18 protein-coding genes are annotated in these 18,668 nt (G+C 70.3%); 7 read left to right on the top strand and 11 right to left on the bottom strand.

The annotated features are described in order from the left end of the window. The first annotated feature begins 364 nt into the window (after positions 1 to 364). On the top strand, positions 365 to 601 hold the full coding sequence (locus ACIBSV_RS25695) for a hypothetical protein (RefSeq protein WP_395866860.1): 237 nt from the start codon (positions 365 to 367) through the stop codon (positions 599 to 601). A gap of 10 nt (positions 602 to 611) precedes the next feature. Here ACIBSV_RS25695 and ACIBSV_RS25690 read toward each other — a convergent pair whose 3' ends face one another. Beyond that, on the bottom strand, positions 612 to 1,079 hold the full coding sequence (locus ACIBSV_RS25690; protein ID WP_395866858.1) for a GNAT family N-acetyltransferase: 468 nt from the start codon (positions 1,077 to 1,079) through the stop codon (positions 612 to 614). 704 nt (positions 1,080 to 1,783) lie between these two features. Here ACIBSV_RS25690 and ACIBSV_RS25685 point away from each other — a divergent pair. The 3 genes from ACIBSV_RS25685 to ACIBSV_RS25675 all read left to right on the top strand — a co-directional run bounded on the left by ACIBSV_RS25685 (position 1,784) and on the right by ACIBSV_RS25675 (position 4,596). Continuing rightward, positions 1,784 to 2,905: a DUF2382 domain-containing protein gene (locus tag ACIBSV_RS25685; protein ID WP_395866856.1), complete on the top strand. Its 1,122-nt coding sequence runs from the start codon at positions 1,784 to 1,786 to the stop codon at positions 2,903 to 2,905. 153 nt (positions 2,906 to 3,058) lie between these two features. Continuing rightward, positions 3,059 to 3,919, top strand: a complete 861-nt coding sequence (locus ACIBSV_RS25680; RefSeq protein ID WP_395866855.1) for a sterol desaturase family protein — start codon at positions 3,059 to 3,061, stop codon at positions 3,917 to 3,919. Further along, positions 3,916 to 4,596: a lysoplasmalogenase gene (locus ACIBSV_RS25675; protein ID WP_395866853.1), complete on the top strand. Its 681-nt coding sequence runs from the start codon at positions 3,916 to 3,918 to the stop codon at positions 4,594 to 4,596. The genes ACIBSV_RS25680 and ACIBSV_RS25675 overlap by 4 nt, the downstream gene beginning before the upstream one ends. 3 nt (positions 4,597 to 4,599) lie before the next feature. Here the strand turns inward: ACIBSV_RS25675 and ACIBSV_RS25670 are convergent, their stop codons facing one another. The 4 genes from ACIBSV_RS25670 to ACIBSV_RS25655 form a co-directional block, all read right to left on the bottom strand. Beyond that, complete coding sequence (locus ACIBSV_RS25670; protein WP_395866851.1) at positions 4,600 to 4,950, bottom strand: tetratricopeptide repeat protein; 351 nt, start codon at positions 4,948 to 4,950, stop codon at positions 4,600 to 4,602. Positions 4,951 to 5,054: 104 nt separating this feature from the next. Next, positions 5,055 to 6,095 (bottom strand): NAD(P)-dependent alcohol dehydrogenase, encoded by a 1,041-nt coding sequence (locus tag ACIBSV_RS25665; protein ID WP_395866849.1) that lies wholly within the window; start codon positions 6,093 to 6,095, stop codon positions 5,055 to 5,057. Positions 6,096 to 6,237: 142 nt separating this feature from the next. Next, positions 6,238 to 6,990: an SDR family NAD(P)-dependent oxidoreductase gene (locus ACIBSV_RS25660; RefSeq protein ID WP_395866847.1), complete on the bottom strand. Its 753-nt coding sequence runs from the start codon at positions 6,988 to 6,990 to the stop codon at positions 6,238 to 6,240. A 74-nt stretch (positions 6,991 to 7,064) separates the two neighbouring features. Further along, complete coding sequence (locus ACIBSV_RS25655; RefSeq protein ID WP_395866845.1) at positions 7,065 to 7,754, bottom strand: TetR/AcrR family transcriptional regulator; 690 nt, start codon at positions 7,752 to 7,754, stop codon at positions 7,065 to 7,067. 145 nt (positions 7,755 to 7,899) lie between these two features. Between ACIBSV_RS25655 and ACIBSV_RS25650 the strand changes: the two genes are divergently transcribed. Continuing rightward, positions 7,900 to 10,092 (top strand): MMPL family transporter, encoded by a 2,193-nt coding sequence (locus tag ACIBSV_RS25650; protein ID WP_395866843.1) that lies wholly within the window; start codon positions 7,900 to 7,902, stop codon positions 10,090 to 10,092. 144 nt (positions 10,093 to 10,236) lie between these two features. On the opposite strand, the gene ACIBSV_RS25645 is transcribed toward ACIBSV_RS25650, so the two are convergent. Beyond that, complete coding sequence (locus ACIBSV_RS25645; protein WP_395866841.1) at positions 10,237 to 12,759, bottom strand: ATP-dependent Clp protease ATP-binding subunit; 2,523 nt, start codon at positions 12,757 to 12,759, stop codon at positions 10,237 to 10,239. A 460-nt stretch (positions 12,760 to 13,219) separates the two neighbouring features. On the opposite strand from ACIBSV_RS25645, the gene ACIBSV_RS25640 reads away from it, so the two are divergent. Then, on the top strand, positions 13,220 to 13,933 hold the full coding sequence (locus tag ACIBSV_RS25640; RefSeq protein WP_395866839.1) for an SCO3374 family protein: 714 nt from the start codon (positions 13,220 to 13,222) through the stop codon (positions 13,931 to 13,933). Positions 13,934 to 14,057: 124 nt separating this feature from the next. On the opposite strand, the gene ACIBSV_RS25635 is transcribed toward ACIBSV_RS25640, so the two are convergent. The 4 genes from ACIBSV_RS25635 to ACIBSV_RS25620 form a co-directional block, all read right to left on the bottom strand. Further along, positions 14,058 to 14,399 carry an Lsr2 family protein gene (locus ACIBSV_RS25635; RefSeq protein WP_355542767.1) on the bottom strand — a complete coding sequence of 114 codons (342 nt, stop codon included), beginning with the start codon at positions 14,397 to 14,399 and terminating at the stop codon, positions 14,058 to 14,060. A 232-nt stretch (positions 14,400 to 14,631) separates the two neighbouring features. Further along, positions 14,632 to 15,141, bottom strand: a complete 510-nt coding sequence (locus ACIBSV_RS25630) for an amino-acid N-acetyltransferase (RefSeq protein ID WP_395866837.1) — start codon at positions 15,139 to 15,141, stop codon at positions 14,632 to 14,634. Between the two features lie 219 nt (positions 15,142 to 15,360). Then, positions 15,361 to 16,299 carry a DUF11 domain-containing protein gene (locus ACIBSV_RS25625; RefSeq protein ID WP_395866835.1) on the bottom strand — a complete coding sequence of 313 codons (939 nt, stop codon included), beginning with the start codon at positions 16,297 to 16,299 and terminating at the stop codon, positions 15,361 to 15,363. 181 nt (positions 16,300 to 16,480) lie between these two features. Beyond that, positions 16,481 to 16,837 carry a BlaI/MecI/CopY family transcriptional regulator gene (locus ACIBSV_RS25620; RefSeq protein WP_395866833.1) on the bottom strand — a complete coding sequence of 119 codons (357 nt, stop codon included), beginning with the start codon at positions 16,835 to 16,837 and terminating at the stop codon, positions 16,481 to 16,483. 240 nt (positions 16,838 to 17,077) lie between these two features. On the opposite strand from ACIBSV_RS25620, the gene ACIBSV_RS25615 reads away from it, so the two are divergent. Next, positions 17,078 to 17,962, top strand: a complete 885-nt coding sequence (locus tag ACIBSV_RS25615; protein WP_395866831.1) for a M23 family metallopeptidase — start codon at positions 17,078 to 17,080, stop codon at positions 17,960 to 17,962. A gap of 21 nt (positions 17,963 to 17,983) precedes the next feature. Here the strand turns inward: ACIBSV_RS25615 and ACIBSV_RS25610 are convergent, their stop codons facing one another. Then, entirely contained in the window at positions 17,984 to 18,613 is a 630-nt protein-coding gene (locus ACIBSV_RS25610; protein WP_395866829.1) for a GDSL-type esterase/lipase family protein, read from the bottom strand. Positions 18,614 to 18,668 lie beyond the last annotated feature (55 nt).

The raw sequence follows: 18,668 nt of genomic DNA, 5'->3' as shown, positions 1-18,668 counted from the left end.
ATTGGCGGTCCGAATTGCCCCCGAACCACGTTCGACAATGCGATCGAAAACCGAGTCGATCATCCGAGTGGGCACGGCGACATTTCGACATCCATATCCATTCTTTTCCAACGTAACGAAGCCCGCAGGAAAACGCATTTCCGTACCTCGCCCCGAACCGGCCGGCGTCGACCGACGCCCGGGAGCCCGGCGGCCCCCCGGCCGGACGGATCGCCACCTCCGCCGCCGGAACCCGCCCGGGAACCTTTTGCCCCGAATCCCGGCGCGCGGCGAGCCACCCGCGAATACTGGACGTACACGCGCCGGCTACGGAACGCGATGCGGCTCGGTCGCGGGCGCACACCGAGGATCGAAGGGGGACGCGGTGACGGAGGATTCCGGGCGCGACGAGCCCACGGCGGGCGACGCGATCCAGTGCATGGGTTGCCAGGGCACCGGCCTGGACACCTCCGGCCGGGTCTACCGCAGCCGACACCGCGAGGTGTCGACGATCTGGGCCGGCACCCGCTGCCCGCACTGCCGAGGCACCGGCTGGCTGCGCAACGGACCGGTCGATCCCCCGGAAGGCTCCCCCGGCGGGCCGTGGCGCACCGGCCGATGAACCGGCGAATCTAGCGCGCGTTCCCGGAGGCGGATCCGCGCAGGTAGCGGCGAAAGCCCTGCGCCGACTCGCCCTCGAAGCCGCAGGCCCGATAGAACGCGAGCACCTCGGCGCTGTCGGCCGACAGGAGTTGCACCTTGTAGCAACCCGCGTCGGCGGCGACCGTGCCGGCGGCGACCAGCAGTCGGCGGCCGATTCCGCGTCGCCGGTGGGTCGACGCCACCACGACGTTCTCCACGAACATGATCGGGTGGCCACCCCGCGTGAGGTTGGGCAACACCGCGCAGTCGGCGGTGCCCGCCACCATGCCGTCCAGATCGGCGACCAACACCGTGCGACCGCGCTGGGTGGCGATGTCCGCCCAGATCAGATGGGCGTCCTCGATCGGCAGAGGCACGTCGTCGGGATGGAACTCGGCATACAGCGCCAGCAGCCCGGACAGATCCCGAGCGGTCGCCGGGCGGATCGTCATGGTCATACCGAAAGCCTACAAATCGCGACGGCCTCGACCGGGATATACGCGCACCACACATCCGCCGCCGGATGCCCCGCCGAGCACCCCACCCGCCGCACCGGCCCTACTCGCCCCACCCGTCGCGTCAGCCCGCCCGCCCCGACCGCCCGGCGGCCCTGACCGGCCGATAGGTCATCCCGAGCCCGTCGTACACACGAGCGCCTCTGGCTGCCCGTGCACCGCCGGCCGGTCGTGTCGGCACAGCTCAGGCCCCGGCGACCACCACGGCCGCTCCGTCCGCGTCGGCCCAGGCCGGCGCCCGCCGGTCGGCCCCTGCGCGGTCCGGACACACATCGCGTCACCATCGCAGCGGCGCAGCAATTCGTCGTGATCGGTGATCTCCCACACGGCTCGAATCCTGTCGGACGACGCCCCGGCGGATCGCCCCCGGGCTCGGGACCCCACGGTCCCGTCCGCCCGGCCGGTAACCGGCCGACCCCGGGCGGTCACTCACCCACTCGGGTGAATCCACGGTCCTCGCCGACAATCCATCACCGCTCGAATTCCCGCTGCTGGCAGCCCTTCACGGGTGCCCGGCGGGCGCCGCCCCGACCGGCTCCGGTTGTCGCATCGGCCGATTAGCCGTCTGCTGGTGAGCGGAGCTCCCACACGACGACCGCCGTGTCGCGACATCCCTGTCGCGGCGCCGGGAACAGGAGCGTTGGCTCGTGAAGACGAACGTCACCCCGCAGGAACTGATCGGCCGCAAGGTCGTCGATTCCGAAGGCAGCAAGATCGGGACCATCGGCCAGGTGTATCTGGACGACCGCACCGGCGAGCCGGAGTGGGTCACCGTCAAGACCGGCATGTTCGGCGGCCGCGAGAGCTTCGTGCCGCTGGGCCCGGCCGACATGCAAGGCGACGACCTGCGTGTGCCCTTCGACAAGGAACTCGTCAAGGAGGCGCCGAGCCTGGGCACCGACGAGCACCTGTCGCCGGAGGAGGAGGCTCGCCTCTATCGGCACTACAGCGTCACGCCGTCGACCGGCATGACGCGCACCGGGACCACCGAGGGCACCGGGACCGCCGGTACGGCCGGCGGAGCAGCCGGTGCCGCCGGCGCGGCCGAGACGCGCCGGCATCCGGACATGTCCAAGTCGCAGCTCGCGGGCTCGGACAACGGCTTCGAGGAGTTGACCGGCAAGCACGACCCGTCGGTGCGCACCAACGACCCGCCGACGCGGATCGGTACGCCCGCCGCGACCACGGCCGCGGCCTCCGGCACCGCGACCGGTCGGCCGGCGATGGAGGCGGACACCGCCAAGGCGGGCATGTCCTCCTCGACCACGACCCGTTCGACCTCGGCCGACTCGGGCACGGCCCGGGGCGCGGCGATGTCCGCCAAGGCCGGTTCCGACGACGCGATGACCCGCTCCGAGGAGCGGCTGGACGTGCACGTCGAGACGATCGAGGCCGGGCGCGCGGCGCTGCGCAAGGTGATCGAGACCGAGCGCGTGGACAAGGTCGTCCCGGTGACGCACGAGGAGTGGGAGATCGTTCGCGAACCGATCGACAACTCCAACCGCCGTGCCGCGCTGGACGGGCCGGACATGCGTGAGAACGCGCACGAGATCGTGCTGCACGCCGAACGTGTGGTCGTCCGCAAGGAGGTCGTCCCGGTCGAGCGCATCCGGCTCGTCTCCAAGAGGGTGCAGGGCGAGCAGCGGGTGACCGAGGAGGTCCGTCGCGAGCGGATCGAGTTGCACGACGGGGACAAGGTGCAGGTCCTCGACGGCAAGGGCGAACGGCTGGACAAGAACATGGACAAGAACAAGAACACGAACATGTAGGGCCGTCCGGCCGGCTCCGCGAAGCCCCCGATCGTCTCCCGGTGCCTTTCTCCGGCGGCGTCCGGGGGCTTCGCCCCGCTCGGGGCACGGTTCGGGAAATTCGCGGGAAATCACCTCTTCCACCGGGCGTTACTCGCCAGTAGGGTCCGAGGCATGGACCTCACGGTGTTCGCCATTCCGGCCTTCACCCTGCTCATGGTCGTGGAATGGGTGTCGTACCGCTTCGCCCCCGACGACGACGAGCGCGGGTACGCGGTGAAGGACACCGCGACGAGCCTGACCATGGGTCTCGGCAGCATCGCGGCCGGGCTCGGGTGGGGGTTGTTGACCGTCCTGGCCTGGGACGGGCTGCACGAGCTGACCCCGCTGCGGGTGGGGAACACGTGGTGGGCGTGGGTGCTGGTGATCGTCGGCGTCGACTTCTTCTACTACTGGGAGCATCGCGCCGGACACGAGATCCGGCTGCTGTGGGCCAGTCATGTCGTGCACCACTCCAGCCGGCACTACAACCTCTCCACCGCGCTGCGGCAGACCTGGACCGGGGCGCACCACATCGTGTTCATCGGGCCGATGTTGCTGCTCGGTTTCTCGCTGACGATGGTGGTCACCTCCTTCTCGATCAACCTGCTCTACCAGTTCTGGATCCACACCGAGCGGATCGACAAGCTCTGGAAGCCGATCGAGTTCGTCCTCAACACGCCCTCGCACCACCGTGTGCACCACGGCTCGAACCGGCAGTACCTGGACCGCAATTACGGCGGCATCCTGATCCTGTGGGACCGCCTGTTCCGCAGCTTCGAGCCCGAGGGCGAGCCGGTGGACTACGGGCTCACCAAGAACATCGAGACGTACAACCCGCTGCGGGTGGCCTTCCACGAGTACGCGGCCATCGCACGTGACGTCCGGGCGGCGCGCGGCTGGCGGACGCGGTTCGGCCGGGTGTTTCGTGGTCCCGGCTGGCAGCCCGCGGTCGAGGCGGCCGAGCCCGCGAGCGTCGCCCGGGCGACCGCGTGAGGGCACGCGCCCTGGTCGCGGCGTACCTGACGCTCGGCGTCGCCGACACGGTGTTCGCCGCGACCGATGTCGACGGGCCCCGCTGGGTCACCAAGACGCTGCTGATGCCGGTGCTGATCGCCTTCGTGTGCGTGGCCGCCCGGCCCGGCGCCGAGCGCGTTCGGGGGCCGGCGATCGGCGCGCTCGTGGGCGGGTTCGTCGGCGACGTCGGGCTGCTCGTGGACCACGACGCGACCTTCATGGTCGGCATGGCCGGGTTCGCGGTCGGGCACGTGTGCTACCTGATCGCCTTCCGGCGCCTGGGCGGCACGTTCCGGGCCCGGACGGCCGTCGGATACCTGCTCGCGTGGGCCGCGATGATGGCGCTGGTGTGGCGCGGTCTGGACGACCTGCTGGTGCCGGTGCTCGGATACAGCCTGCTGCTCACCGCGATGGCGGTCGGGGCCGCGGGAGTGAGCCGGCGGACCGGGATCGGCGGCGCGTTGTTCCTGCTCTCGGACGCGGTGATCGCCCTGGGCATCGCCGACGTGGACCTGGTGCCGGGTCAGGACGCGGTGGTGATGCCCACCTACGTGGCCGCCCAGTTGCTCCTCGCGCTCACCTGGGCCGCCTGGCCGTTCGCCGGTCCGGGCACGAACGAGGCGGCGGACCGTCGGTCCACCGCCTCGTCGGGCTAAGCGTCAGTCGGCGTACCTCGCGGCCGCCGCGGTGTACTCCGGCTCCGGGTTCATCGCCGCGGCGAGTCGCAGGAACGGCGCGGCCTCGGCGCCGCGACCGGCCCGCTCCAGGGTCCGGCCGAGCGCGTGCGTGGCCCACGCGTCACACGGGTCCAGCTCGATCACCCGGCGCAGCGTCTCCTCGGCCCGGCGCAGTTGCAGCGAGAGGAAGTACGCCCGACCGGCCAGTTGCTGCACGGCCACGTTGTCGCGCTCCTCCTCGAGCACCGGCTCCAGGAGGCGCAGCGCGCCCAGCGGGTCGCGCCACTCGACCAGTGCCTCGGCTACTCGGTAGTTCTCCAGGGTCAGCGTCACGGTGGCTCCCTTCGCGATGCTCGTGACGGCGTCGGACACCCGGCAGAACCGAATACCCCGGCCAGGTATTCCGGCCGAGGCATCCCGGCGCGGTGGCGGGCGGGTCAGGCGCCCGGGACGAGCACCGCGCGGCCGTTGATCCGGCCGTGGTGCAGCCGGTCGTACACGTCCGGCGCCTGGTCGAGCGGGAACCTCTCCACGTGCGCGCTCACCGCGCCCCGCCGGGCCAGGTCGATCAGCTCGATCAGCTCGGCCCGCGTGCCCCAGTAGGGCGTGCTGACCGAGCACTCGAACGGGATCAGGCCGAAGCCGACCGGGAGGGTGCCGCCGCCGATGCCGACGATGGTCAGGTCGCTCTCCGTGGCCGCGCACTTCGCGGCCAGGTCGACGGTGGGTTGCACGCCGGCGAAGTCGAGCACGAGCTGTGCGCCGAGGCCGTCGGTGGCCTCCCGGACGATGTCGGCGGCCTTGTCGTCGGACTTGATCGCCAGGTGTGCGCCGGACGCCCGGGCCAGCTCCAGTTTGTCCTCGCTCACGTCCAGCGCGATCACCCGGGTGGCGGAGAGCGCGCGCAGCAGTTGCACGCCGATGTGGCCGAGGCCGCCGACGCCCAGGACCACGGTGGTGCTGCCCGCGTAGAGCTTGTCCAGCGAGCGCTTGATCGCGTGGTACGGCGTCAGGCCGGCGTCGGTGAGCGGAACGGTTTGCACCGGGTCCAGGTCGCCGATCGGCACCAGGTGGCGGGCGTCGTCGATCAGCACGTAGTCGGCGAGCGCGCCCGGCGCGCCCAGTCCCGGCGGCCGGATGCCCAGTTCGGCGGCGCGAGCGCAGTAGTTCTCCTTGCCCTGTGCGCACGCGCGGCAGGTGCCGCAGCCCCACGGTCCGTAGACGACGACCGCGTCGCCGAGTTCGACGCCGGTGACCCCGTCGCCGAGCGCGGCGACGATGCCGGCGCCCTCGTGGCCCAGGGTGAGCGGGGCGTCGGGACCGAAGCTTCCGGTGGGCTGACTCATCACGAAGATGTCGGAGTGGCAGACGCCGGCGGCGGTGACCTCGAGCAGTACCTGACCGGGGCCCGGTTCGGGCGCGGGGATCTCCCGCACCTCGACCGGCTTGCCGAACTCGACGTATTGGACGGCCTTCATGGGTTTCTCCCTTTCCGGCGTACCGGCCCCCAGTGATGACACGGGTGGTGCTCGGGTGGCACGGCGGGCCGGCGACGTCACTTGTCAGACTATTGCTCGCCAACCGAATGGATTACGGGGTGGGGGTATCCGCTGGGCCGGGCTACGGCGCGGTGTAGCCGCCGTCCACCAGGTGGTAACTGCCGGTGATGAACGCGGCCCGATCGGAGAGCAGGAAGGCGACCGGGTCGGTCACCTCGTCGACCGTGCCGAGTCGGCCCATCGGGTGCAGCCGGGCCAGCGCGGCGTGCGCCTCGGCGTCGGACTCCTCGAGCAGCGGGGTCTCCACGAAGCCCGGGCCGACCGCGTTGATCCGGATGCCGCGCTGCGCGTACTCGATCGCGGCGGTCTTGGTCAGGCCGAGTACGCCGTGCTTGGCGGCCACGTAGCCGACCGCGTTCGGGAAGCCGACCGAGCCCAGGATCGAGGCCATGTTGACGATGGCGCCACCGCCGGACTCCAGCATCGCCGGGATCTGCCGGCGCATGCCGTAGAAGACGCCGCTGAGGTTGATGTCGATCACCTTGCGCCAGCCGTCCGGCGGGTATTCGCCGGTGTGCGCGTGCGGACCGGTGATGCCGGCGTTGTTGACCGCGAGGTGCAGCCCCCCGAACGCCTCCACCGCCGCGCGCACCAGCAGCGCGCAGGACTCCGGATCGGCCACGTCCACGCGCATCCCCCGGGCGCTGCCGCCGGCCGCCTCGATCTCGGCGGCCACGCGGGTCGCGCCGACGTCGTCGAGGTCGGCGACCACCACGTCGGCGCCGTCGGCGGCCAGTCTGCGGGCGATGGCCGCGCCGATGCCCGAGGCGGCACCGGTGACGATGGCGGTCTTGTCGGCGAAGTCGGCGCTCATGCCTTCGATCCTGCGAGCGTCCGACCGTCGGCGCCCGTCGGACGGGCCCTAATGGGGGATGCCGCGGCGGGCCTCTAGAGGCCGCTCAGGGCCACATCCAGCCCGCGCCGGACGATGTCCGCCTTGATCCCGTCCGGGAGATGGGCCAGTTCGGTGTCGAGCAGCAGCACGCTCAGGCCGTGCACCGCGGACCACATCACCACGTCCGAGTACTCGCGCCGCTCGGCCGGCAGCCGACCGAGTTCGACCAGTTCGTCCAGCGCCTGCGACATCAGCGCGTAGGACTCCTCCGACTGGTCCGGCGTGCCGGGCAGCTGCCCCTCGGCCTCGCCCGCGGCCTGGGCCGCCTGCCGACGACCGACCATCGACTCGCCCTCGCCGGCCCCGTAGAAGATGGTCCGGAACAGGCCGGGCTCGGCGAACGCGAAGCGCACATAGCCGAGCCCCGCGGCGCGCAGCCGGCGCATCGCCTCGTCGCCCGGGTCCGGGCACGGCTCGCCGTTCGCCAACTCGGCCCGCATCGCCGCCGCGAGCAGCGCCAGGCCGCGATCCTTGACCGCCACGACCAGCTCGTGGTGGTTGGCGAAGTGCCGGTAGGCGGCGGTGGAGGACACTCCCGTCGCCCGCGCCGCCTCACGCAGCACGATCGCCTGCGGGCCGCCCGCCCGGGCCCGTTCCACGGCGGCCTCGGTCAGCGCGTTGCGCAGGTCGCCGTGGTGGTATCCGCGACGACCCGAGGTGCCGGCGGCTTGCTCGCTTGCCATGGTTCTCCGTTCGATCCAACCCCATGTTGACACTGCGCACATTCAATGCCAAGTTATCAATGCCAACATTGTTATCGGCGTCAACATCGTTTTGCCCAACCCTGGCATCTCCGTCCCCCGGGGACCACATGGAAGGTCGATGATCATGCTCGAACGACTAGGGGATCTCGTATTCCGCCGGGCCCGCATGGTGCTCGTGGTCGGCGGACTGCTCTTGCTCGTCGCGGCCGGGGTGGGCTTCGGCGCCTTCGGCAAGCTCCAGTCGGGCGGCTTCGACGCGCCGAACTCGGCCTCGACCCGGGCCCAGGACGAGATCGAGGACACCTTCGGCGGCCAACCCAACCTGGTGGTCGAGGTACGCGCCAAGGACGGCTCCGGCGTCGACACACCCGCCGTCGCGGACGCCGGACGCCGGCTCACCGCGGCCCTCGCCGCCGCGCCGGGCTTCGACCAGGTGGCCTCGTACTGGACCACCAACGCACCCGGCCTCAAGGCCGACGGGGGCCGCGGCGCGCTGCTCGTCGCCCATTCGGTCGAGGAAGACGTCAGCGAACTGCCCAAGAGCGCCCAGTTGCCCCCGGACAGTCCGCTCAAGGTGCGCATAGGCGGCGACGCCTCGATCGGCCCGGCGGTCAACGGCCAGGTCGGCAAGAGCCTGGCGATCGCCGAGTCGATCGCGGTCCCGCTGACCCTGCTGCTGCTCGTGCTGGCCTTCGGCAGCCTGATCGCCGCCCTGGTCCCGCTGGTGATCGGCTTCATCGCGATCATGGGTACCTTCGCCGAGCTGTACGTCCTCGGCAGCCTCACCGACGTCTCCATCTTCTCGATCAACCTCACCACCGCCCTGGGCCTGGGGCTGGCGATCGACTACGCGCTGCTGATCGTGGCCCGACACCGCGAACTGCTGCACGCCGGCCACGACCTGCACGACGCGGTGGTCGGCACGCTGCGCACCGCGGGTCGCACGATCCTGTTCTCCGCCGCGACGGTGGCCGCCGCGCTCGCCGTGCTGCTGGTCTTCCCGCAGTACTTCCTGCGCTCCTTCGCCTACGCGGGCATCGGCGTGGTGGCCATCTCCGCGCTCGCCGCGCTGATCGTCGCGCCGGCCCTGCTGACCGTGCTCGGGCCCCGCGTCGAGTCGATGCGGATCAAGGGCGTCAAGGGGGTCCAGGGCGCGGAGGCACCGATGTGGTCGCGGCTCGCCGGCTTCGTCACCCGCCGGCCCGCGCTCACCGCGCTGCCGGTGGTGGCGGTGCTGCTGTTCGCCGCGTCGCCGCTGCTCGGGGTCAAGTTCGGCACGCCCGACGAGCGGGTCCTGCCGACCAGCACCGAGGCCCGCCAGGTCGGCGACACGCTGCGCGCGGACTACAGCCTCGACGACACCCGCACGCTGGACGTGGTGCTGCTCGGCACCGGCGCCGAGGCCCCGGTGGACGGCTACGCCGCGCGCCTCGCCGCGCTGCCCGGCGTCACCCGGGTGGACAGCGCGGGCCCCGACCGGATCCGGCCGAACGCCCGCCTGCTGTCCGTGATCACCACACTGCCCGCCAAGTCGGACGCCGCGCAGGACCTGGTCCGCGACGTCCGCTCGATCCCGGCGCCGGAGCGCACCGAGGCCCTGGTCGGCGGCACGGACGCGCGCCTGGTCGACACCAAGACCTCGATCGGCGACCGGCTGCCGCTGGCCTTCGGGCTGATCGTGCTCAGCACGTTCGTCCTGCTGTTCCTGTTCACCGGGAGCATCCTGCAACCGCTGCGCGCGCTGCTCCTGAACGGAATCAGCATCGTGGCCGCGGTCGGCGTCACCGTGTGGGTCTTCCAGGACGGGCATCTCTCCGGCCTGCTTGGCTTCACACCGCTGCCCATGGACACGTCGATGACGGTGTTGTTGTTCTGCATCGCGTTCGCCCTGTCCATGGACTACGAGGTGTTCGTGACCAGCCGGATCAAGGAACTGCACGACGCCGGCGAATCCGACGAGGACGCGGTCCGGCACGGCCTGGGCCGCACCGGACGGATCGTCACCACCGCCGCCGCGCTGCTCGCGGTGACCTTCGTGGCCTTCCTGACCAGCAGCGTGAGCTTCCTGCAGTTGTTCGGCTTCGGCGCGGCGCTGGCAATCCTCCTGGACGCGACCCTGGTCCGCGGCGTGCTGGTGCCGGCCGCGATGCGCCTCCTGGGTCGGCACGCGTGGTACTCCCCGCGGGTCCTGCGCCGGCTGCACGACCGGGTGGGCCTGCGCGAGTCGGCCGCGGAACCGGCGGAGTCGGCCGCGCCGCCGGCCCGGTCGGGTAGCGCGGACAGGGTCGACGAGCACGTGGCCGACGGCGCGCGCTGATCCCTCGCGCCGGGTCGTCGTACCGGACACCACGCCGGTCGCCGACGACGGTCGTCCACCACGGTCGTCACGCGAAAAGGGGCCGCCCCCGGGAAGTACTTCCCGGGGGCGACCCCTTCGTCGTGTGCGGTCTCCCGCGGCCGACTACTCCTTGGTCAGGTTCGGGCCCGAGCCGGTCGCCTCGATGGGCGGCGCGTCCGGCAGCGGGGCCTTCTCCATGCCCTCGAAGGTGAACTGCTCGTCCTTGCCCTCACCCTCGGTGTCGACCACGATGATCGACCCGGAGCGCAGCTCGCCGTAGAGGATCTTCTCGGAGAGGTTGTCCTCGATCTGGCGCTGGATCGTCCGCCGGAGCGGACGGGCACCCAGCAGCGGGTCGTAGCCCCGCTTGGCGAGCAGGGCCTTGGCGGCCGGACGGAGCTCGATGCCCATGTCCCGATCGCGCAGCCGCTCGTCCACCTTGGCGATCATCAGGTCGACGATCTGGATGATGTCTTCCTCGGAAAGCTGGTGGAAGACGATCGTGTCGTCGACACGGTTGAGGAACTCGGGACGGAAGTGCTGCTTCAGCTCTTCGTTGACCTTCGCCTTCATCCGGTCGTAACCGGTCTTGACGTCGGACGATCCGGAGAAACCGAGGCCGAAGCCCTTCGAGATGTCCCGCGTACCGAGGTTGGTCGTCATGATGATGACGGTGTTCTTGAAGTCCACCACCCGACCCTGGGAATCGGTCAGGCGACCGTCCTCCAGAATCTGCAGCAGCGAGTTGAAGATGTCCGGGTGGGCCTTCTCGACCTCGTCGAACAGAACCACCGAGAAAGGCTTGCGGCGCACCTTCTCGGTGAGCTGGCCGCCCTCTTCGTAACCCACATATCCGGGCGGCGAACCGAACAGCCGGGACACCGTGTGCTTCTCGGAGAACTCGCTCATGTCGAGCTGGATGAGCGCGTCCTCGTCGCCGAAGAGGAACTCGGCGAGCGTCTTGGACAGCTCGGTCTTACCGACACCGGACGGGCCGGCGAAGATGAACGAACCACCGGGACGCTTCGGGTCCTTGAGTCCGGCGCGGGTGCGCCGAATGGCCTGGGAGAGCGCCTTGATGGCGTCCTTCTGGCCGATGACCCGCTTGTGCAGCTCGTCCTCCATGCGGAGCAGACGGGCCGACTCCTCCTCGGTCAGCTTGAAGACCGGGATTCCGGTGGCGGTCGAGAGGACCTCAGCGATCAGTTCCTCGTCGACCTCGGCCACGACGTCCATGTCGCCGGCCTTCCACTCCTTCTCCCGCTTCGCCTTGTCGGCGAGCAGCTTCTTCTCGCTGTCGCGCAGGGACGCGGCCTTCTCGAAGTCCTGCGCGTCGATCGCGGACTCCTTGTCCCGACGCACGTTGGCGATCTTCTCGTCGAACTCGCGCAGGTCCGGCGGTGCGGTCATGCGCCGGATGCGCATCCGCGAGCCGGCCTCGTCGATGAGGTCGATCGCCTTGTCCGGCAGGAACCGGTCGGAGATGTACCGGTCCGCGAGCGTCGCCGCGGCCACCAGGGCCTGGTCGGTGATCGACACGCGGTGGTGCGCCTCGTAGCGGTCGCGCAGACCCTTGAGGATCTCGATCGTGTGCGGCAGGGACGGTTCCGCGACCTGGATCGGCTGGAACCGGCGCTCGAGCGCCGCGTCCTTCTCCAGGTGCTTGCGGTACTCGTCGAGCGTGGTCGCGCCGATCGTCTGCAGCTCACCTCGCGCCAGCATCGGCTTGAGGATGCTCGCCGCGTCGATCGCGCCTTCGGCCGCACCCGCGCCGACGAGCGTGTGCAGCTCGTCGATGAACAGGATGATGTCGCCTCGGGTGCGGATCTCCTTGAGCACCTTCTTCAGCCGCTCCTCGAAGTCGCCTCGGTAGCGGGAACCCGCCACCAGCGCGCCGAGGTCCAGCGTGTAGAGCTGCTTGTCCTTGAGCGTCTCGGGCACCTCGCCCTTGACGATCGCCTGGGCCAGGCCCTCGACGACGGCGGTCTTGCCGACGCCGGGCTCGCCGATCAGGACGGGGTTGTTCTTGGTGCGGCGGGACAGCACCTGCATGACCCGCTCGATTTCCTTCTCTCGCCCGATGACGGGGTCGAGCTTGCCCTCGCGCGCCGCCTGGGTCAGGTTGCGCCCGAACTGGTCGAGCACGAGGGACGTCGACGGAGTCCCCTCCTGGCCGCTTCCGCCCGGAGCGGCGGATTCCTTGCCGCTCGAGTAGCCGGAGAGCAGCTGGATGACCTGCTGGCGGACCCGGTTGAGGTCGGCGCCGAGCTTCACGAGGACCTGGGCGGCGACGCCCTCGCCCTCGCGGATCAGGCCCAGAAGGATGTGCTCCGTGCCGATGTAGTTGTGGCCGAGCTGGAGCGCCTCGCGAAGCGACAGCTCGAGGACCTTCTTCGCACGGGGCGTGAAGGGGATGTGACCGGACGGAGCCTGCTGGCCCTGGCCGATGATCTCCTCAACCTGCTGACGCACTGCCTCAAGCGAGATGCCGAGGCTCTCCAGGGCCTTCGCAGCGACGCCCTCACCCTCGTGGATGAGGCCGAGGAGGATGTGCTCAGTACCGATGTAGTTGTGGTTGAGCATCCGGGCCTCCTCCTGAGCCAGGACGACAACCCGCCGCGCGCGGTCGGTGAACCTCTCGAACATCGTTATCGCTCCTCAGAGCGGTCGTGCAGATCGGGGACGGTCCCCTCCCTGTCCTTCCGCATGCTAGTCCTGCACGCAGGACCGCTCGATTCGTCCGTGAAGACGTGCGACCCACGTGTTGCGGACCGCGTTGGACAACTAGTCAAACCCGATGGTGCGTGTCGGTGTTCCCGCCGGCCACGTCCTGAGGCCGATTCCGAGTACGCCAGAAGCGAACGCGGTATTTTCCGGCACCGGTCCGACCCGGCGCGAGCCCGGATTCCGCCTCCCCGTGTCCCCTCCATGTTCGGGTCATACCCCGGACGACACCTGCTGTATACCGGCAGGTCACGACCGGTGTACGGGCAACCGCGCGGGCGCCGGGGAAGGGCCGGCGCGGCCGTCCCTCGCATTGCGTCACTCATTGCGGTTGCCATATCACCTTTCGTAACCTCGCTGTCGTCCCGGAGTTGAACACGTTATGGCAGCCACGCTTGTTTTCGCGTCCCGTTCGGCGCCCGTCGTACCCGGCCCGCTGGACGAGGCCCTCTGGTACGCGCGCGCCCTCGGATGGCCGGCGGGTCCGGGATCGCTCGACCCGGCGCACGAGAGCGCGGCCGCGACCACCGATCCGCGTGTGCTCGCGGGCCACTGGGCGGCCACCCCGTCGGCCCCGGTCCGGCTGGCCGCGGGGGTGCGGTTCGACGTCCTGGACGTGCCCGGCGCGGCCGGTGTCCGGGCCCTGGACCGGGCCGAGCGGCTCGGCGTCCCGATCGGGCCGGTGGCCGCGACCGGGACCGGCCGGATCCAGTTCTTCGTGGCCCCGGGGGTCGCGGGCGACCTGCCCGCGCTGCTGGACTGGCTGGACTGGGCCGATCTGGACCTCGACCTTCGCGCGTACGGCGAGGGCGACACGGTGGCCGCGCCGTCGCCGTGGCCGGCCACGTGGCGGGCACCGTGGCCGCGGTCGTGGGAGCACGCGCGCTGGTTGCGGCCACCGGTCGACCCGGGTCGGGTGTGCCCCGCCGGGGACCTCGCGGCCCTCGGCGCGGTGCTGCACGTGGACGTGCGTTTCCCGGACGTGACCCGGCTGCTGAGCACGTTGGCGCACGCGTGCCAGCACGTACGGCTGTTCCCGAGGCCGCGGGCGACCGAGCCCAGGCCGCTGACCCACCACCGCCCGGCGCCGGCCTGAGGCCCGGCCGCGACGACGCCGACACCGATCCCGGCCCCGGCCCCCGGACCCCGGAAAACGACATGAGCGGTGCCCTCCCCCGAACGAATCGGGGGAGGGCACCGCTCGATGATGGCGTCGACGATCAGGCGTGGGCCTTCTCGTAGGCGTCGCGAATGTTGCCCGGCACGCGACCGCGCTCGCTCACGTCGTAGCCGTTCTCCTTGGCCCAGGCGCGGATCTTGGCGGTGTCGCCGGAGGCGGCACCACCCTTGACCACCTGGCGGACGCCGCGGCGAGCCGCGACCCGGCCACCGGTCTTACGGCCGGCCTCGACGTAGGTCGTCAGGGCCGCGCGGAGCTGCTCTGCGTGCGTGGCGCTCAGGTCGATCTCGTAGGAGACACCGTCGAGCGCGAACGTCACCGTCTCATCGGCCTTGCCGCCGTCGAGGTCGTCAACGAGAAGAATCTGGACCTTCTGTGCCACCAGGATTCCCTTTCATCGGGAGGGTTCACAACCAGCTCAAGAAAAGGAAACCGCTTTCTGCGGGAAAATACAAACCCACCGGCGCGGAACCCGTCGAGTCGGCAATACGTTACCGGGTTTGTGGTTGCGACTTCACCGCACACCACACCGTCACGGGCAAGAAGCGTCAAGAGGTTCGCCGGCGCGGGGCACGCGATCTCCACCACACTCGCCCGGTCTACGCGGATCGAGATCACTGCCAGAGATGGAGCAGCATCCGCGTGTTGCCAAGGGTGTTGGGTTTGACGCGTTCCAGATCCAAAAACTCGGCGACACCCTCGTCGTACGAACGCATCAGTTCACTGTAGACATCGCCGTCGATCGGTGTCTCCTCGATCTCGACGAAGCCGTGCTTCGCGAAGAAGTCGACCTCGAAGGTCAAGCAGAATATCCGTCGAACGCCGAGCCAACGCGCGGTCTCCAGGAGTTTGGTGAGCAAGAGGTGACCCACTCCGGAGCCGCGGCACACGGGATCCACCGCGAGAGTGCGTACCTCCGCCAGGTCTTCCCACATCACGTGCAGCGCCCCGCACGCGACCACCTCACTGTCCGCGTCCCGCTCCGCGACCCAAAACTCCTGAACATCCTCGAAGAGGGTGACAGTTGGTTTGTCGAGGAGGATACGCAGCCCCACGTACCCATCCACAAGGCGACGAATGGCCCGCACATCGGACGTTCTGGCACGTCGGATCGTCACTTCCATGGGCTGACGCTATCGCGATCACGATAGGCATCGCCGCTCCGCCCTGTTTACCACCGATCTGCCCGGGTGGTCGCGGAAACACCCGGACCGACGGCAGAGGTCCGGGCGGGGTTTCCCACCGCCCGGACCTCTGGTTCTTCATACATCCGGCACCGATACCGACGGACCCAGTCCACGGATCGTGGAGTGATCAGGCCGGATATGGACGGATTCCCCCGGTCATTCCCGGGTCCCGGATTCGGCCACGCGCGTGCTCGCACAGGCCGCTTCGGCATCGTCGCCGCACGCGTTGCCGATCACCGGCTTCGCACCCGGTGCGCTGACGAAACTCGAACGAGCGGTCATCTCGGATCCCGCCGCGCCTTCCGGAACCTTGAACACGAGAATCAGGGTGATCGCGGAGCCGGGCTTGATCCGGCCGGTCTTCCACACTCCGGTCGCGGTGTCGAATTCACCCTGCGACGGCTTGGATTCCACCGGTTTCACGCCCGCGGGCAACGCGTTGCGCACGATCGCGGACTTCGTCTCGGCGCTGCCGGAGTTCAGCACGGTCACCGTGTGGGTGACCGTGTCACCGGGCTTGGCCTGCGCGCGGTCGGCCGTGCGGCGCAATTCCAGCCTCGTCGCCGAGGCCGGGTCGACCGGCGGGGCGGGCGGCTTGTCCGGCGTCACCGGCGGCGGAGCCTTCGGGGCCGGCGGCTGAATCGGCTGCGCCACCGAGGTCGTGTCGGTGCCGAGGTCGGCGAGGTCGAGGTCGGCGAGGTCGAGCAGGTCCGGCAGGGTCACGCCCGGCGGCAGCGTCGTGCCCAGGGAGGTCCCCAGGCCCGAGAGCGTGCTCTGCACGCCCATCCCGAGCGTCTCGCGCATCCGGTCGAGTCGGGCGCGCAGTTCGGCCATCGCGTCGTCGAGCGCGGTCATCCCGGACAGCGGCGGGGGCACCCGCGAGGACGACCACAGCGTCCACCCTTGGGAAGTCCCGTACGACACGCCCGACGAGGTCGTGTACGAGGTGCCGTACGACGTCTCGACCGGTTGCGGCAGGAGCTGCGGCACCGCGGTCGCCTGGCCGGCCGCGGCCAGGTTCGCGCCCAACGCGGCGGTCACGCCGACGGTGACCATCGCGAGGGCGTGCCTCGCTCGGGTTTTCGCTCGCATCATGTCGGCCCACTTTCCGTTCCGCTGTGCAGAAGTCCGCATTTTCTTACGTAGATCATTAATACGATTACGCAGAGTTGCGCCCCGGGGGCACTGCGGCTGCGCCGAACGAATTAACAAGACCTCCGGTCAGCCCAGGAAAGTCCCGAAGTCGCGGCCGATCCGGCGTTCCAGGCGGGTCGACTCACGGCAGCGCGACCCGCAACGCGTCGCGCAACGCCTCGATCTGTTCCGGGGTCATGCCCTCGACGAAGTGCACGAGAGCACCGGCACGACTGTCGCCCGCCGCCCAGTCGGCGCGCATCAACTCGGCGGTATACGCGTCGCGCGAGCGCACGGCTTCGTACAGATAGGCCCGACCGGCCAAGCGGCGGCGCAGCAAGCCCTTGCGGAAGAGTTTGTCGAGCACGGTCATCACCGTCGTATAGGCCGGTTCACGATCCGGCAGCAGCGCCTCCTGCACCTCGCGCACCGACGACGGGCGATTGAGCCACCAGACGCGGAGCATCACCTGGGTTTCGAGTTCACCGAGACGATTCATGGCGGGCCCTTCGTGAAACCTGGTCGCGCGGTGAACTGCGTCACGCTCGTCGCGCGATCTCCTACGCGGCATCGTAGACATGGATTCGTCCGGATTTGTCGCAAGCAATGATCCGCGCCGCCCGGGCGCGCACGGGGATTACTACGTGGCGTCGTAGTGACCGCTCCGTTACGACTTGGTCTATATGCGGCGGATTGCTACCACTGATCCCGGCCTTGTCGTCGAAACCCCGAGGTATTCGTGCCGCACTCCCCCGAAGCTCCGTCCACGCCCACGCCCACATCCGGGCCGATCGACCGCGTCGCGCGGCTCAAGGGCCTGCGCCCGAGTCGCTCGGTCACCGTGGTCTCGGGCCTCGCACTGTTGGCCGTCGCGGTCACCACCGGCGTCCAGACGGCGGGTTCGGGAGCGGGCCGGGAGCACGCGGCCGGGTCGGCGAGCGCCGATCCCGGCACGGCGCAGCGGCTTGCCGATCGTGGTGCGGACGTCGCGGCGCGCTCCCAGGAGCGCGCGGCGCTGAGCGCCACCGGGGAGCAGGCCAAGGAATCGGCGGCCTCGGACGCGGCCACACGAGCGGAGGCGGAGCAGGCGCAGGAACTCGCACGCGCGCAGGAGGCCGAGCGGGAGGCGGAGCGGGCCCGCGAGGCCGAGCAGGTCCAGGAGGCCCAGGAGGCCGAGCAGCAGGCGGCGGCGCGGGCCGAGGCCGAGCGCGCGAAGGCCCAGCGGGCCGCCGGATGGGTGCTGCCGACCTCCGACTACACGCTGACCGGCCGCTTCGGCAACAGCGGCTCGCGTTGGGCGCACACGCACACCGGGCTGGACTTCGCGGCGCGCGCCGGTACGCCGATCAAGGCCGCCGCCGCCGGGAAGATAGCCTCCGCCGGCAGCGCGGGCGCGTTCGGCAACCGGATCGTGATCACCCACCCCGACGGCACCCAGACCTGGTACTGCCACCAGTCGCGATTCGCGAAGACCTCCGGCTCGGTGACGGCGGGCGAGGTGATCGGCTACGTCGGTACCACCGGCAACTCCACCGGCCCGCACCTGCACTTCGAGGTGCACCCAGGCGGCGGCGCGGCCGTGGACCCGGGCTCGTGGCTGGCGAAGAAGGGCGTCAAGCCCTGAGTGCCGTTTCGGCCGGCCCGCTCAGTCCCTGCGGGCGAGCGAGTCCAACCAGTCCCACCAGCCGCCCTCGGCGATCAGCCCGGCGAGCTTGGCGTAGCCGACCGAGTCGCAGTGCGCCCCGTCGCCGTACGCCTCGATGCTCGCCCACCACTGCGGGTCCTCGCGCAGCACGCGCTGGAGCGGCACGAAGGTGATGCCGCGCGCGGCGCAGGTCTTCGCGTACGCCTCCTCCAGGACGAGCGCCTCCTCGCCGTCGTTCGCCTCGCCGGGAACCGGGGGTGCGCCGACGACCAGGCAGGTCCAGCGGGCGCCGGTGGCGGTGTCCAGTATCGCGTCGAGGTTGGCGACACTGTCGGCATGCTTGACCCGGCGGCGGCCGTGCTCGACCTTGACATCGTTGACGCCGAACGCGAACACCATGCCGGTGCCGTCGGCGTGCCGCATGCGCGGGACCGCCTCGCCGTACCAGCGCTCCGCGACGTCGGCCGAGGTCTCCAGTCGTACACCGAGGTTGTACGCGGTCAACTGTCGGCCCCGGCGGCGGGACTCGGCCGCGAGGCGACCGACCCATCCGCCGCCGGAGAGGTCGCCGACGCCTTGCACGAACGAGTCGCCGGCGACGCAGATCCGCAGATCGGGGGCTGCTTCCATGCGGCCGACCCTATGCGTACGAACGGGTGACGCGCCCGGAAATGGGACAGGAGAC

This window comes from Embleya sp. NPDC050154 (assembly GCF_044460165.1).
Taxonomy (GTDB): Bacteria; Actinomycetota; Actinomycetes; order Streptomycetales; family Streptomycetaceae; genus Embleya.
This window is presented reverse-complemented; position numbering and strand designations above follow the sequence as displayed.

Coding starts and splice junctions, on each gene's coding strand:
- ACIBSV_RS25610 (WP_395866829.1), bottom strand. CDS start 18,613: ATGGAAGCAGCCCCCGATCTGCGGATCTGCGTCGCCGGCGACTCGTTC.
- ACIBSV_RS25650 (WP_395866843.1), top strand. CDS start 7,900: ATGCTCGAACGACTAGGGGATCTCGTATTCCGCCGGGCCCGCATGGTG.
- ACIBSV_RS25640 (WP_395866839.1), top strand. CDS start 13,220: ATGGCAGCCACGCTTGTTTTCGCGTCCCGTTCGGCGCCCGTCGTACCC.
- ACIBSV_RS25625 (WP_395866835.1), bottom strand. CDS start 16,299: ATGATGCGAGCGAAAACCCGAGCGAGGCACGCCCTCGCGATGGTCACC.
- ACIBSV_RS25665 (WP_395866849.1), bottom strand. CDS start 6,095: ATGAAGGCCGTCCAATACGTCGAGTTCGGCAAGCCGGTCGAGGTGCGG.
- ACIBSV_RS25620 (WP_395866833.1), bottom strand. CDS start 16,837: ATGAATCGTCTCGGTGAACTCGAAACCCAGGTGATGCTCCGCGTCTGG.
- ACIBSV_RS25680 (WP_395866855.1), top strand. CDS start 3,059: ATGGACCTCACGGTGTTCGCCATTCCGGCCTTCACCCTGCTCATGGTC.
- ACIBSV_RS25630 (WP_395866837.1), bottom strand. CDS start 15,141: ATGGAAGTGACGATCCGACGTGCCAGAACGTCCGATGTGCGGGCCATT.
- ACIBSV_RS25690 (WP_395866858.1), bottom strand. CDS start 1,079: ATGACCATGACGATCCGCCCGGCGACCGCTCGGGATCTGTCCGGGCTG.
- ACIBSV_RS25660 (WP_395866847.1), bottom strand. CDS start 6,990: ATGAGCGCCGACTTCGCCGACAAGACCGCCATCGTCACCGGTGCCGCC.
- ACIBSV_RS25655 (WP_395866845.1), bottom strand. CDS start 7,754: ATGGCAAGCGAGCAAGCCGCCGGCACCTCGGGTCGTCGCGGATACCAC.
- ACIBSV_RS25645 (WP_395866841.1), bottom strand. CDS start 12,759: ATGTTCGAGAGGTTCACCGACCGCGCGCGGCGGGTTGTCGTCCTGGCT.